The sequence below is a fragment of the Methylobacterium sp. Gmos1 genome (assembly GCF_053764715.1).
In genome coordinates this window covers 429,813-442,326 of sequence record NZ_JBSNCC010000003.1, presented here as the reverse complement: position 1 = coordinate 442,326, position 12,514 = coordinate 429,813, and the positions used below count along the sequence as shown (strand labels likewise).

At 71.9% G+C, this 12,514-nt stretch carries 13 protein-coding genes; 4 read left to right on the top strand and 9 right to left on the bottom strand.

The features are described from left to right. Positions 1–280 precede the first annotated feature (280 nt). Both ACS5PV_RS08225 and ppa read left to right on the top strand, forming a co-directional pair. Complete coding sequence (locus tag ACS5PV_RS08225) at positions 281–787, top strand: N-acetyltransferase family protein (RefSeq protein ID WP_455394847.1); 507 nt, start codon at positions 281–283, stop codon at positions 785–787. Positions 788–1,124: 337 nt separating this feature from the next. Beyond that, positions 1,125–1,658 (top strand): inorganic diphosphatase, encoded by a 534-nt coding sequence (ppa, locus tag ACS5PV_RS08220; protein WP_455394846.1) that lies wholly within the window; start codon positions 1,125–1,127, stop codon positions 1,656–1,658. Between the two features lie 136 nt (positions 1,659–1,794). Here ppa and ACS5PV_RS08215 read toward each other — a convergent pair whose 3' ends face one another. From ACS5PV_RS08215 to ACS5PV_RS08185, 7 genes are all read right to left on the bottom strand, one after another. Beyond that, the gene (locus tag ACS5PV_RS08215) at positions 1,795–2,940 is read right to left on the bottom strand and encodes an iron-containing alcohol dehydrogenase (protein WP_455394845.1); all 1,146 of its coding nucleotides are present in this window, start codon (positions 2,938–2,940) and stop codon (positions 1,795–1,797) included. A gap of 156 nt (positions 2,941–3,096) precedes the next feature. Beyond that, positions 3,097–3,771, bottom strand: a complete 675-nt coding sequence (locus ACS5PV_RS08210; RefSeq protein ID WP_455394844.1) for a hypothetical protein — start codon at positions 3,769–3,771, stop codon at positions 3,097–3,099. Beyond that, positions 3,768–4,469 carry a GntR family transcriptional regulator gene (locus tag ACS5PV_RS08205; RefSeq protein ID WP_455394843.1) on the bottom strand — a complete coding sequence of 234 codons (702 nt, stop codon included), beginning with the start codon at positions 4,467–4,469 and terminating at the stop codon, positions 3,768–3,770. Before ACS5PV_RS08205 ends, ACS5PV_RS08210 begins: the two co-directional genes overlap by 4 nt. 342 nt (positions 4,470–4,811) lie before the next feature. Continuing rightward, on the bottom strand, positions 4,812–5,624 hold the full coding sequence (locus ACS5PV_RS08200) for an ABC transporter permease (protein ID WP_455394842.1): 813 nt from the start codon (positions 5,622–5,624) through the stop codon (positions 4,812–4,814). A 9-nt stretch (positions 5,625–5,633) separates the two neighbouring features. Further along, the gene (locus ACS5PV_RS08195) at positions 5,634–6,479 is read right to left on the bottom strand and encodes an ABC transporter permease (RefSeq protein ID WP_455394841.1); all 846 of its coding nucleotides are present in this window, start codon (positions 6,477–6,479) and stop codon (positions 5,634–5,636) included. Positions 6,480–6,607: 128 nt separating this feature from the next. Then, complete coding sequence (locus tag ACS5PV_RS08190; protein WP_455394840.1) at positions 6,608–7,651, bottom strand: ABC transporter substrate-binding protein; 1,044 nt, start codon at positions 7,649–7,651, stop codon at positions 6,608–6,610. Positions 7,652–7,672: 21 nt separating this feature from the next. Beyond that, complete coding sequence (locus ACS5PV_RS08185; protein ID WP_455394839.1) at positions 7,673–8,782, bottom strand: ABC transporter ATP-binding protein; 1,110 nt, start codon at positions 8,780–8,782, stop codon at positions 7,673–7,675. Positions 8,783–8,888: 106 nt separating this feature from the next. Here ACS5PV_RS08185 and ACS5PV_RS08180 point away from each other — a divergent pair, with 106 nt between their 5' ends. Both ACS5PV_RS08180 and ACS5PV_RS08175 read left to right on the top strand, forming a co-directional pair. Continuing rightward, positions 8,889–10,301 (top strand): amidase, encoded by a 1,413-nt coding sequence (locus ACS5PV_RS08180; protein WP_455394838.1) that lies wholly within the window; start codon positions 8,889–8,891, stop codon positions 10,299–10,301. Continuing rightward, positions 10,298–10,648, top strand: a complete 351-nt coding sequence (locus tag ACS5PV_RS08175) for a hydroxyisourate hydrolase (protein ID WP_455394837.1) — start codon at positions 10,298–10,300, stop codon at positions 10,646–10,648. Before ACS5PV_RS08180 ends, ACS5PV_RS08175 begins: the two co-directional genes overlap by 4 nt. 414 nt (positions 10,649–11,062) lie before the next feature. Here the strand turns inward: ACS5PV_RS08175 and ACS5PV_RS08170 are convergent, their stop codons facing one another. Both ACS5PV_RS08170 and ACS5PV_RS08165 read right to left on the bottom strand, forming a co-directional pair. Beyond that, positions 11,063–11,641, bottom strand: coding sequence for an amino acid synthesis family protein (locus ACS5PV_RS08170; RefSeq protein ID WP_455394836.1), 579 nt, complete (start codon positions 11,639–11,641; stop codon positions 11,063–11,065). Beyond that, complete coding sequence (locus tag ACS5PV_RS08165; RefSeq protein ID WP_455394835.1) at positions 11,638–12,510, bottom strand: UPF0280 family protein; 873 nt, start codon at positions 12,508–12,510, stop codon at positions 11,638–11,640. Before ACS5PV_RS08165 ends, ACS5PV_RS08170 begins: the two co-directional genes overlap by 4 nt. Between the last annotated feature and the right edge of the window lie 4 nt (positions 12,511–12,514).

Sequence of the window (12,514 nt, the reverse complement as noted above, 5' to 3'; positions counted from 1 at the left end):
CTTTAAGGGAACGTTCGCGATTCGCGCGAAGCGCAACGCGCCGCTCTACCAGCCGCGTGGCCTGGCCGCAACGACGGGCCGCCTGATGAGCCGGCGCACAAGCCTGGCATTGCGCTTGCGACGCCTGCCCCGCATCGTAGGGACGCGATCCGTCGGCTAGAGCGCCAGCCGATCGCGTTGCGACCGGCTGGCGCTCTAGGTCTTTGATTTTGTCGCGTTTTCTTCGACGAACCGGTTTCCGCTTCGTCGGAAAACGCTCTAACAATCGAGGGGGAAGGCCGTGAGCACTCAGGTCGTCAGCATCCGCCGGGCCCGCGAACAGGATGCCGGGATGCTGTCGGAGATCTTCGACGCCGCCTGGCGCGAGGCCTATCAGGGCATCATCCCGGGCGTCGCCCTCGACCGCATGCTGTCCCGGCGCGGGCCGCGCTGGTGGCGCTCCACGATCGGCCGCAACCGGCCACTGGTGGTGCTGGAACTGGGCGAGAGCGTCATCGGCTACGTCTCCTACGGCCGCTGCCGCGACCGGGGGCTGAAGGCCGAGGGCGAGGTCGACGAGATCTACCTCGCGCCGACCTACCAGGGGCTGGGCTACGGCACCCGGCTGTTCCGGGCGGTGCGCAACGACCTCGCCGACCGGGACGTGCGCCGGGTCGCGGTGTGGTCGCTCGCCGAGAACGACCGGGCGCGGGACTTCTACGAGCGGATGGGCGGGCGCGTGGTGGCCGAGGCGACCGACCGCATCGCCGGCGCCGACCTGCACAAGGTCGCCTACCTGTTCGGCTGACCGGCGCGACGGAGCCCCGGGCGGGGCGACCTCGTGCCTCCCGGTTGATCGGGCAGGCGGACGATTGCCCAATCGGCGATCATTCCCCAGCAACGACCCTGAGGGCGACGGTCATCGCCCGCGGGCTGTCCGGGGCGGAACTTGTCCTCGACTGGCGCGACCGCCCTCGCGTCGCGACGCTTGTGCGGGCGCCCGCGTCCCTCTAAGTGCACCTCACGAAGCTCCCGCTACGCTCACGCCGCCACGGCGAGCAATGACGGCGACCCGGGGGTTTTCGCGAGAGACACTTGGAACCGCGCCAATCAGGGGCATTCGCGCCCTTGCAGGGAGTTTGCTCATGCGCCTCGATGCTATCTCCATCGGCAAGAACCCGCCCGAAGACGTCAACGTCGTCATCGAGGTTCCGGTCGGCGGCGAGCCGATCAAGTACGAGATGGACAAGGATGCCGGGACGCTGATCGTCGACCGGTTCCTCTACACCGCGATGCATTACCCGGGGAATTACGGCTTCATCCCCCACACCCTGTCGGGCGACGGCGACCCGTGCGACGTGCTGGTCGCCAACACCCGGGCGATCGTGCCCGGCGCGGTGATGAGCGTGCGCCCGGTCGGCGTGCTGGTGATGGAGGACAATGCCGGCGAGGACGAGAAGATCATCGCCGTGCCGTCGCGCAACCTGACCAAGCGCTACGACCGGGTCGAGAACTACACCGACCTGCCCGACATCACGATCCACCAGATCCAGCACTTCTTCGAGCACTACAAGGATCTCGAGCCCGGCAAGTGGGTCAAGATCGTGCGCTGGGGCGACAAGGCCGAGGCGCAGCGCCTGATCCTCGAGGGCATCGAGCGCGCCAAGAAGGCTGGTTGAGTCTCGAGTGAGCGTCGGCGACAGGTGACTGTCGCGTAGAGACCGGGAGGGGCGGGCGCGCCCCGAACCCTCCCGCCCCGCCGGCAGGCCGCCCGGAGCATCGTCCGGCGCGGCGCGAACCGGTTCGTCGCGGATGCTACGCCGCCCGCCCGTGCAGCGAGGCCCGGAACAGCGCCCGGAACTCCTCCGCCCCGACCGGCCGGCCGTTGGTCGCCGTCGAGTGATCCTCGACCGCGCGGGTGATCAGCGCCTCGCAATCTCCTTCCGTCACCCCCATGGCGGCGAGATCGGCCGGCAGGCCGAGATCGCGGTTCAGCGCCTCGACCGCCGCGGCGAGGTCGGCGCCCTCGGGCAGGTTCATGGCCTTGCGCAGGGCGCCGTACTTCTCCTCGCAGGCCGGGGCGTTGAAGCGCAGCAGGTGGGGCAGGATCACGGCATTGAGCGTGCCGTGGTGCAGGCGCTTGGCCTTCAGGCCGCCGAGCGCGTGCGACATCGAGTGGACCGCGCCTAAGCCCTTCTGGAAGGTCATGCCGCCCTCGAGCGCGGCCATCATCATGTCCTCGCGCGCCGCGATGTCGCTGCCGTCGCGCACGGCGCGGACGAGCGAGCGGGTGGCACGGGCGAGACCGTCGAGGGCGATCGCCTCGGCCGGCGGGTTGTGGCGGGGGCTGAGATAGGTCTCGATGCAGTGGGTGAGCGCGTCCATGCCGGTGGCGGCCGTGAGGCCGGGGGGCAGGCCGAGCGTCAGCTCGGGGTCGCAGATCGCCACGTTCGGGATCAGGTGGGGCGAGATGAAGCCGAGCTTGCGCCCGTCGGCGAGCGTGATGAGGGCGGCGCGGCCGACCTCGCTGCCGGTGCCGGCGGTGGTCGGCACGGCGATCACCGGGGGCTGGTCGGCCCGGATGCGCGGGATGCCGCCGAGGATCGCCGCGTAGGTGGCGAGCGGCTCGTCGTGGGTGGCGAGCAGGGCCACGCCCTTGGCGAGGTCGAGGGGTGAGCCGCCGCCGACCGCGATCACCGAATCGCACCCTTCCGCCTTGAAGCGGTCGCGGGCCTCCAGCGTCGCCTCCTCGGTCGGGTTCTCGGGCGTGCCGTCGAAGACCGGGGTGTCCGCGGCAAGGCCGGCGGCGTCGAGGACGCGGGCGATGAGGCCGGCCGCCACGACGCCGCGATCGGTGACGATCAGGGGCTTTTGCGCACCGAGAAGCGCCAGCTCCTCGCCGATCAGCCGGACGGCGCCGCGCTCGAACTGGATCCGGGTGAGATAGGTGATGAGGCTCATGGGGGCTGCCTGCTGTGGACCGGAGCCCGGCTGTCCAAGCGCGCGGGGGCGCCGGCCGCGCCCGTCTTCGCCTCCCGCACGCCTCTTTCCGGGCGTGGCGACAGCCTTAGCACAGGGCGCCGGCGGGGCGCTCGCAGGGGTGCCATGCGGTTTGCGTCAGGCGCGCGCGACCCCGGCCGCCGCCAGCAGCGCCTTCGTGCCGATCGTCGTCGCGTCGAGGAGCGGTACCCCGTCGAGGGCTGGCGGCAGGCGCCAGCCGGGCAGGTTGGTGCTCCAGATCAGCACCCCCTCCGAACCGGCCGCCGCCTCCCGCGCGGCCTGCGCGAGGCGGGCCGGGGTCACCGCGGCGGCGAGGCGGTTCTCGGTGATGCCGAGGCAGGCGGCGGGGCCGATCGCGATGCCCGATTCCCCGAAGCGGGCGCGGACCAGCTCGGCCTCCCCCGGACCGCCCTGCACCACGAGGCCGAGGCGGCGGTAGCCGGCGAGCGTGATCGTCTCTCGCGCGGCCAGCGCCGTCGTCACCATCGGCAGGCCGGTGCGGCGGGTGATCGCCGCGCACAGGCGCTCGTCGGGCGAGAAGCCGAGGGCCGCGCCGCGGGTGGCGTTCCAGCACAGGGCCGCGACGCCGGCATCGGCGAGGAGATCGGCGGCGGCGAGGAAGACGGACTCGTCGTAAGCCTCGCCCTTCAGCATCGCCCCGTAGGGCACCCGGGTGTAGCAGGCGGCGACGGGCAGGTGGGCGAGCCGGGCTTCGGTCGCCCGCTCGACCACCCGGTTCGAGGAGGGCAGGATCACCCCGAGCGCCGCGATCGTCTCGTCCGTGTCGGTCATCGGCGCGGTCCTTCGGTCAGGCGGGCCACCATCAGGGCCTGGGTGCGGGCGACGTGGGCGTGCATCAGGGTCCGGGCGCGCTCGGGGTCGCGGGCCCGCAGTGCCTCCAGGATCGCCCGGTGCTCGGCGAGCGATTCCGCCACCCGGCCGTCCGCCGCGAGGGCGAAGTTGCGGGCCCGCTCCAGCCGGGCGAAGGCCCGGCCGTGGGCCTCGGCAATCGCCGGGCTGCGGGCGGCCGTCACGATCAGCTGGTGGGCCTGGCGGTTGAGCCGGGTATAGGCGTCGCGGTCGTGCTCCGCCGCCTCCAGGGCGCCCTGGAGCCGGGCGAGCCGGTCGATCTCGGCCGCTTTCATCCGCTCGGCGGCGAGCCCCGCGCAGAAGCTCTCCAGCGCCACCTCCAGTTCGAACAGCGGCACGAGGTCGGCGGGATCGAGCCGGGCCACCAGGGCGGCCCGGTTGCGCCGCAAGGTGACCAGGCCCTCGCCGGCGAGCAGCTTCAGGGCCTCGCGCACCGGCGTGCGCGAGACGCCGAGGCGGGCGACGAGGTCGGGCTCGTTCAGGACCTCGCCGGGAGGGAGCAGGTTGAGCAGGATCAGCCGGCGCAGGGCGCCGGCGGCCTGCTCGGCGAGGGAGGAGGCGGGGCGGGGCGGGGCGTCGGGAGAGGCCGGGAGAGACGCTGCCAAAGGGGCCTCGATCATCGTTATACTCGAAAGAAACACGTCGACCGAGTTCGTACCTCTACCTCTGGGACGGGACTGTTCGAGAACAGAAGAGGCGGGGACTTTCTCCTCTCCCCGCGGGCGGGGAGAGGGCCGTGTCTCCGTTCAGGAGACACGGCGAGCGCAGGCGAAGCCGGAGCGAGGGTGAGGGGGGCTCGACGAGTGATGCTCTTCCGGGAACACCCCCTCACCCTCGCCCTCCGGGCTTGCCGAACCCTCTGAACGAGGGTTCGGCCCTCTCCCCGCCCGCGGGGAGAGGGGAAGATCCCGCGCCTTCCTCATCACCGAACAGGCACGCCCATCTGAGGAGGCTGCTGCGCGTCACACCAGCCGCCGCGACAGCCCCGTCACCCGCTCCATCACGGCGATCCCCCCGATCGTCGCGACGATCAGGATCCCCGAGAGTGCCGCGATGGTCACGTCGAGGCGGCCCTCCAGGTCCTGCCACATCCGGATCGGCAGCATGTCGGTGGCGGCGTCGCGCAGGAACAGCGAGACCGGGATGTTGTCGAACGAGGCCATGAAGGCGAGGAAGCCGCCCGACAGGATGCCGGGGCGGATCAGCGGCAGGGTGATGCGGCGGAACGTGTAGAGCCGCGAGGCGCCGAGGCTCGCCGAGCCCTCGAGCAGCGACGGCTGGAGCTGGGTCAGCGCCGCCACGGTGTTGCGCACCACGTAGGGCACGCAGACCACGGTGTGGCCGAGCACCAGGGTCGAGACCGAGACCGGCCAGCCGAGCAGCGAGAAGAACATCAGGCTCGACAGCCCGAAGGCGAGCGCCGGCAGGATCAGCGGCGAGAGGAAGAAGCTGTCGAGGAGGCGCGCCGAGAGCCGCGGCGAGCGCGCCACCGCGAGCGCCGCCAGCACGCCCAGCCCGACCGCCAGCGCCGTGGCGAAGACCGCGACGGTGAGGCTGTTCTTGAGCGCGTAGTGCAGCTGCCAGGCCTCCATCAGCTCCCCGTACCAGCGGAGCGAGTAGCCCGGCGGCGGGAAGCGCAGGGACAGCCCGTCGGTGAACGAGACCACCAGCACGATGAGGGTGGGGCTAAGCAGCAGCACCAGGGCGAGTGCCGCCAGGAGGTACACCATTCCTTCGAAGCTGAGACGGTCGAGGGCGCCGGGGGAGCGGGACATCGGGGAACCTCAGGTCTGCGCGTAGCCGCGGGCGAGGCGCCCGAGCGCGTTGAAGGCCACGACCACGGCGAGCACCGCGACGAGGAAGATCACCGACATCGCCGCCGCGAAGGGCCAGTTCTGGAGCGCGATGGCCTGCTGGTAGATGTAGCCCGGCATGAACAGCATCTGCCCGCCGCCGATCAGCGACTGGGTGATGAAGCCGGAGATCGCCGCCGCGAAGGTGAGGACCGCCCCGGCGATCAGGCCCGGCAGGCACAGCGGCAGGGTCACGCGGAAGAACGTGCGCCAGCGCCCGGCGCCGAGCGCCTCGGAAGCGTCCCACAGGCTCGGGTCGATGCGCGCGAGCGCCGTCATCAGCGGCAGCACCATGAGGGGCATCTGCACCTGGGCGAGCGCTGCGACGAGGCCGCCTTCGGCGTAGAGCATCCGCAGCGGCGTCTCGGTCAGCCCGAGCGAGGACAGGACGGAATTGACCACCCCCTGGCGGCCGAGGATCACGATCCACGCGAAGGTGCGGATGACCACGCTGGTGAGGAGCGGCGTCAGCACCGCCAGGATGATGACGCCGCGCACCCAGCCCCCGGCCCGGGTCGCGACGAGGGCGAGCGGCAGGCCGAGGACGAGGCAGGCGGCGGTCACTTTGAGCCCGAGCCAGAGCGTGCCGAGGAGCACGCCGAGGCTGAAGCCGTCGCCCAGGAACGCCGCGTATTGCGACAGGCCGAGATGCCCGTCCGGCCCCTGGAGCGACAGCCCGAGGAGCGCCACCAGGGGCGCGGCGAAGAACGCCGCGAAGAACAGGGCGAGCGGGCTTGCCAGCCGCAAGGGGTAGGTGGTGACGTCCGGCAGGGCCACGGGGACAATTCCTTCTACGGCTTCCACGTGATCTACCAAGGTCAAGGTAGAGCGCGTCTCCCCTCTCCCACTCGGGAGAGGGGATCCCGCGCCTTATCTTGGCTGAAGCAGATCAAGCGGAGGCGACGTTACAGCTTGATCTCGCGGTTGAACCGCTCGATCCAGGCCGGGCGCTGTGCGTTGATCGTCTTCCAGTCCTGGAACACGAACTTCTTCTTGAGGTCGTCGGTGTCCTTCGCCAGGACCCGGGCGATCTCGCCGGTCATCTTGACCTTGGTGTTGGTGGGGACCACGAGGTAGGGCGCCTGCATCAGCCGGGTCTGGACCGGCTCGGAGATCGCCGCCTCGATCAGCTTGAACGCCAGTTCGCGGTTGGGCGAGTTCTTGACGATCTGGATCAGGGTCTTGAACGCGATCGCCCCTTCCTTGGGCGCCACGAACTCCACCGGCACGCCCTTGGCCTTCAGGATCTGGATCGCGTTGAAGTTGCCGGGCGAGATGTCGACCTGGCCCTGCTGGAACAGGGTGGCGAGCGCGCCGGGATTGGCCGCCACCGCCGAGAGGTTGGGCTTCAGCGTCTCCATCGCCTTGAAGGCGGGATCGATGTTCGATTCCGAGCCGCCATGCATCTTGGCGATCTCGACCATGAAGCCGGTGCCGAGCGTCGAGTTCATGTTGGTGATGCCGACCCGGCCCTTGTATTCGGGCCGCCACAGGTCGGCCCAGGAGGTCGGCGGGGTCTTCACCGTGTCGGGGTTGTAGGTCAGGCCGACGACCTGGAAGAAGGCGGCTGGGCCGTGCGGGTCCTGCGCGTCGGGGATCAGGTCCTTGAAGGCGGCGCTGCGCTCGACCGGATAGGGCTCGACGAGGTCCTGGGCGAGCGCGGTGAGCGCCGGGCCGGGATCGTGCAGCATCACGTCGATCGGCGGGTTGGCCTTGGCGGCCGAGACCTTGGCGATCTGGTCGACCGACAGCATCGGGTCGAGGACGATCGGGGCGTTGTTCGTCTCCTTGCGGAAGGCCGGCACCAGCACGGCCTTGTGCGCCTCCTCCCAGCTGCCGGTGAAGGTGGCGAAGACGAGCGGCCGCGCCTGGGCGAAGGACAGGCCGGGAAACAGCTCCATCGCGCCGAGCGACAGGGCGGTGGTGAGAAGCGTGCGGCGGTCGAGCATCGGGAAAAACTCCTGGGACGATCAGGCGGCGGCCGGGAAGGCGGAGGCGAGGCCGGGGGCGACGGCGATGCGCACCGGCGTGCCGGGGGGCCGCAGAAGACCGCCGCCGAGGCGCGGCTCGGCGATCTTGAGCGGACGGCCGGCGCCGACCCGGACCTCGTGGACGACGGTGGGGCCGAGCGGCAGCGCCATCTCGACCACGCCCGCGATGCCGTCCTGCCCGTCCGTGAGGCGCAGGTGCTCGGGGCGCAGGCACAAGGTGACGCGCGATCCCGGTGCGATCGGCCGGGCGAGCGGCCGGGCCAGGACCTCGCCGCCGGCATCGAGCGCGACCCGCGGCCCGTTCCCGTCCTGCCCGAGGAGCACGCCGGGCACCGCGTTGGCCGAGCCGACGAAGGTGTTGACGAACAGGCTCTCGGGCGCGTCGTACACGGTCGTCGGCGCGGCGAACTGCTCGAGCCGCCCGTTCGAGAGCACCGCCACCCGGTCGGAGAGCGACAGGGCCTCCTCCTGGTCGTGGGTGACCAGCAGCGTGGTGACGCCGGCGACGCGCTGGAGCCGCTTCACCTCGATCTGCATGTCGAGGCGCAGGTTCTTGTCCAGAGCCGCGAAGGGCTCGTCGAGGAGCAGCACGGCCGGGCGGATGGCGAGCGCGCGGGCGAGCGCCACCCGCTGCTGCTGCCCGCCGGAGAGCTGGCGCGGATAGCGGCTGCCGGCATGCCCCAGCTGCACGAGATCGAGCAGGCGCTTGGCTTCCGCCGCCTGCTCGGTCCGGGATGCGCCGCGGGCGGCGAGCCCGTAGGCGACGTTCTCGGCCACCGTCAGGTGCGGGAACAGGGCGTAGTTCTGGAACACGATGCCGACGGCGCGCCGGCTCGGCGGCAGGGCGTCGATGACCTGATCCCCGACGATCACCCGCCCCTCGGTCTGGCGCAGGAAGCCGGCGACGATGCGCAGCAACGTGGTCTTGCCGCAGCCCGAGGGCCCGAGCAGCGAGACCAGCTCGCCCCCCTTGATGTCGAGGTTGACGTTCTCCACCGCGACGGCGCCGCCGTAGCGGTGGGTGAGGCCGTCGAGCACGACCGACCGGCCCTCGGCCTGGGGTCCTGTGCGCGATCCGGATGGTGTCACGATGGTGGTTCCTGCGGCATCGATCTTGCTGCCGGAACGCAGCAAATCGTATGCCATTTCCGGGAAACCTCATGTCGGTCCACCACTTGACCATCGGAGACATCGGATGAGCACGGAGCTGTGGCGACTCTCCGCGATCGAGCTCGGCCGGCTCTTCGCCGCGGGCCGGGCCTCGCCGGTCGATGCGCTGGAGGCCGCGCAAGGCCGCGCCGCGGCCTGGGAGCCGCATCTCAACGCCATCGCGCGCGAGAATCCGCGGGCGCGTGCAGAAGCCGAGGCGAGCGCCGCCCGCTGGCGCGCCGGGACGCCGTTGTCGCCCCTCGACGGCGTGCCGATGACCGTGAAGGAATTTCTGGTCACCGAGGGGCTGCCCTCGACCTACGGCGAGCCGGGCGAGCCGGGCGAGGCGGCGGCCTCGGCCTACGACGAATTGCCCGTCGCGCGGGCTCGCCGCGCCGGCCTGGTCATGCTCGCCAAGACGACGATGCCGGAATTCGCCGTGCAGGGTTACACGGCATCTGCCCGTTTCGGCGTCACCCGCAACCCGTGGAACCTCGCCCTCACCCCCGGCGGCTCGACCGGCGGGGGCGCCGCCGCGACGGCGGCCGGCTACGCGCCGGTGGCGCTCGGCACCGACGGTGGCGGCTCGTTGCGCCGGCCCGCCGCCCATACGGGCCTCGTCGGGCTCAAAAGCAGCCTCGGCCGGGTGCCGCGGTTCGGCGGCCTGCCCTCGCCGCTCCTCGACTTCGAGGTGGCGGGCGCGCTCACCCGCACCGTCGCCGACAGCCGCGCGATGCTCAGCCTGCTGCAGGGCGCCGACCCGCGGGTGCTGTGGTCGACCTTCGAACCGGCTCCGCGCCCCGAGCGTCGTTTACGCGCCCGCTACGTCGAGCGCATCGGCGACGCGCCCCTTGACCCCGTCATCGCCGCCTCCTGCCGGCGGGCGCTCAGCGATCTCGCGGCGCTCGGCGTCGCGGTCGAGGAAGGACCGCTGCCGTTCGAGATCGCCGGGCTGAACGCGCTGTGGCCCGAGATCGGCAAGATCGGCCTCGCCCGGCTGTTCGAGGCCGATCCGGCGCTCGCCGCGCGGGCGAGCGCACCGTACCGGGCGCTTGCCCAGGAGGGCGCCCGGGCGCCCGCGACGCTGCTCGCTGCGATCCTCGAGCGGGTGCAGGCCCTGCGCAACGCCGCGAACGCGGCCCTCGCCGACCTCGACCTCATCGTCACGCCGTCCGCCGCGGCGATGCCCTGGGCGGCCGACGCGGTCTATCCGGAGGTGATCGACGGGCAGCCGGTGGGGCCTCGCGGCCATGCGGTCTATTCGGGCTGGGTCAACGCCGCTTCCCTGCCGGGCGTGAGCGTGCCGGTCGACCCGGCGCCGGACGGGATGCCGATCGGCCTCCACCTCGTGGCGGGGTTCGGCCGCGACGGCCTGCTCCTCGACCTCGCCGAGGCGCTGGAGCGCCGCCGCCCCTTCGCCGATCGCTGGCCGACGCTCCCCGGGGAGGCGGCCCGATGAGCGGCGGCATCTCGGTCCATGCCGTCGACGTGGCGGAGGGCTGCCCGGCCCTCGGCCTGCGGGTCACCCTCGCGGCCCTGGAGGCATCCGGCCCGCGCCTTGTCGCCAAGGGGTTGATCGGGCCGGACGGCAGCTTCGACCACCCGGTGGTGCGCGGCACCGGGATCGGACCCGGGATCTACGAGGCGGTGTTCCACCTCGGCGACTACTTCGCGGCGCGCGGGCAGCCCGGCCCACACTTCCTCGACCGGGTGCCGTTCCGCTTCACCATCGTCGACGCGGCGGAGCATTTCCACCTGCCCCTGAAGTTCACGCGCTTCGGCTACGCCGTGTTCCGGGGGGTGTAGATCGAAACCGCCTCCAAACGATCGATGCGTCGATCATGTCTTGAGCGCGGGATTCCCTCGCCCGAGTGGCCTTGCGTGTTCACATATCTTGGGTTCGGGAGCGTCTTCCTCTGGAAATCGCGCGCCTCTCCTCCCCAGGCGATCCCGGGCTTGCCCGGTATCGCTGCAGGTTGTGGGGAGGGGCTGGAGGCGGGGGTGGTGCAGACGGCACCACTGAGCCTCCTCCGGCACCACCCCCACCCCTGGCCCCTCCCCACAAGGGGGAGGGGAAGCGCTCGCCTTTACAACGAGTTAGCTCGTGGAGGATAAGTGTGAACCCGCTGGCCCGCTCGGGAGAGCGGGACCCGCGCCAGGACTAAACCCGTCTCCGACAGGCGCCGCGTGCACAGGCGATCACCGCCTCGTCCCCATCCTTCACCGCTGGCCGTCCCACTTCGCGATTCCCTCCTTCGCCAGCCCCCCGACCCGGGCATGCGGGCGCCCGCCGGTGGTCATCGCGAGCGCGAACAGGATCTCGTCGGCGCGGGGGCCGTCGGCCACCGCCACGGTGACGCCGTCGAAGTGGGAGCGAACGTAGGCCGCATCCTTGTGGTGGATCGGCACGTCGAGGGAGGCGCCCATCGGCCCGACCTTGGTCATCGACGGCACGATGGCGAGGGCCTGGCCGAGCAGCTCGCGCATCGCGTAGCCGCCGGGCACGTGCCACAGGGCCCCGTGCTCCAATTCGCCCGAAGCCCCCACGAGCGAGCCCTTGCCGTAGGCCTCGATCCGGCCGGGATCGCCGCCGAGCGCGTCGAGGAGCTTGCGGGCGCACTCGACGCCGAGCGGCTTCAACGCCTCCATCATCGGGGTGATCTCGGGCTCGTAGCGCCCGGCGAAGGGGTTCTTGAGCAGGCAGGCGACCGAGCCCTTGAGGATGGGCGTGCCGAGCACCGGACCGCCGTCGTGGCGGACCTCCTCGACGGTGACGACGATCTTGCGGACCTCGATCATGGGCGGATCTCCCGGGTGCCTTCGAGATTGCTGGCGTCTTCGAGAACGACGGAGCGGCCCTGGAGCATCAGGGCGGCGGAGCGGATCAGGCCGGCGGCGCGCATTGCACCCGCCCGGCGCAGCCCGGCCTCGAGGGCGGCGGCGTTCTCGTCGCCGGAGAGGGGCGGCACCGCGACCGTGACGAGGCGGGACCCGAGGTCGGAATCCGGGTCGAGGGCGGTCGCGGGTGCGCGCTCGACGCCCGGATGCCCGGGCAGGTCGACCGCGTTGGCGATCAGCGTCGCGGCGGCGTCCGCCGCGGCGGCGCTCCGGGCGAGCACCGTCACCGAATCGGCGAGCCCGAGGGAGAAGGAGCGCCCCTGCCGCCCGGAGGTGGCGATGCCGCCGATGCCGTCCCGGTGCCGCAGGATCACCCGGCCGTTCAGCGCCGGGACCGGGCCGCGGGAGAAGTCGGCCGCCACCCCGACCGCCAGGGTCTCGCCCTCGGTGAGATGCACGGCGATGTCGCCGCCGTCGTTGACGAAGGCCTTGTCGAGGGGGGCGGCTTCGCACATCGCCTCCAGGATCTCGTCGGCCACCGCGCCCGCCACCGCCGCCATGGGCGTGAGGAAGTCCGTGTGCGGCCGGCACGCCGCCACCATCCGGCGGGCGACCGCGCCCTCGACCCGGGGGCGCTCGCTCATCGGCCTGCGCAACACGGACAGCTCGCCGACGAGCTCGCCGAGGACCGTCGCGAAGCGCGCGACGGCGGCCCGGTGCGCCTCGTCGACCGCGGTCTCGGCCCCGTAGGCCCGCAGCACCAGGTCGATCGGCCCGTGCTGGAGGTGCAGCCGGCCGTCGGCCAGGACCTGGTGCGCCGCGCCGTCCATCGCC

Bases quoted from the DNA above. Each gene is read 5' to 3' on its own strand.
- ACS5PV_RS08210 (WP_455394844.1), bottom strand. From the start codon at position 3,771: ATGACCGACACGGACGAGACGATCGCGGCGCTCGGGGTGATCCTGCCC.
- ACS5PV_RS08175 (WP_455394837.1), top strand. From the start codon at position 10,298: ATGAGCGGCGGCATCTCGGTCCATGCCGTCGACGTGGCGGAGGGCTGC.
- ACS5PV_RS08190 (WP_455394840.1), bottom strand. From the start codon at position 7,651: ATGCTCGACCGCCGCACGCTTCTCACCACCGCCCTGTCGCTCGGCGCG.
- ACS5PV_RS08200 (WP_455394842.1), bottom strand. From the start codon at position 5,624: ATGTCCCGCTCCCCCGGCGCCCTCGACCGTCTCAGCTTCGAAGGAATG.
- ACS5PV_RS08180 (WP_455394838.1), top strand. From the start codon at position 8,889: ATGAGCACGGAGCTGTGGCGACTCTCCGCGATCGAGCTCGGCCGGCTC.
- ACS5PV_RS08170 (WP_455394836.1), bottom strand. From the start codon at position 11,641: ATGATCGAGGTCCGCAAGATCGTCGTCACCGTCGAGGAGGTCCGCCAC.
- ACS5PV_RS08205 (WP_455394843.1), bottom strand. From the start codon at position 4,469: ATGATCGAGGCCCCTTTGGCAGCGTCTCTCCCGGCCTCTCCCGACGCC.
- ACS5PV_RS08215 (WP_455394845.1), bottom strand. From the start codon at position 2,940: ATGAGCCTCATCACCTATCTCACCCGGATCCAGTTCGAGCGCGGCGCC.
- ACS5PV_RS08165 (WP_455394835.1), bottom strand. From the start codon at position 12,510: ATGGACGGCGCGGCGCACCAGGTCCTGGCCGACGGCCGGCTGCACCTC.
- ppa (WP_455394846.1), top strand. From the start codon at position 1,125: ATGCGCCTCGATGCTATCTCCATCGGCAAGAACCCGCCCGAAGACGTC.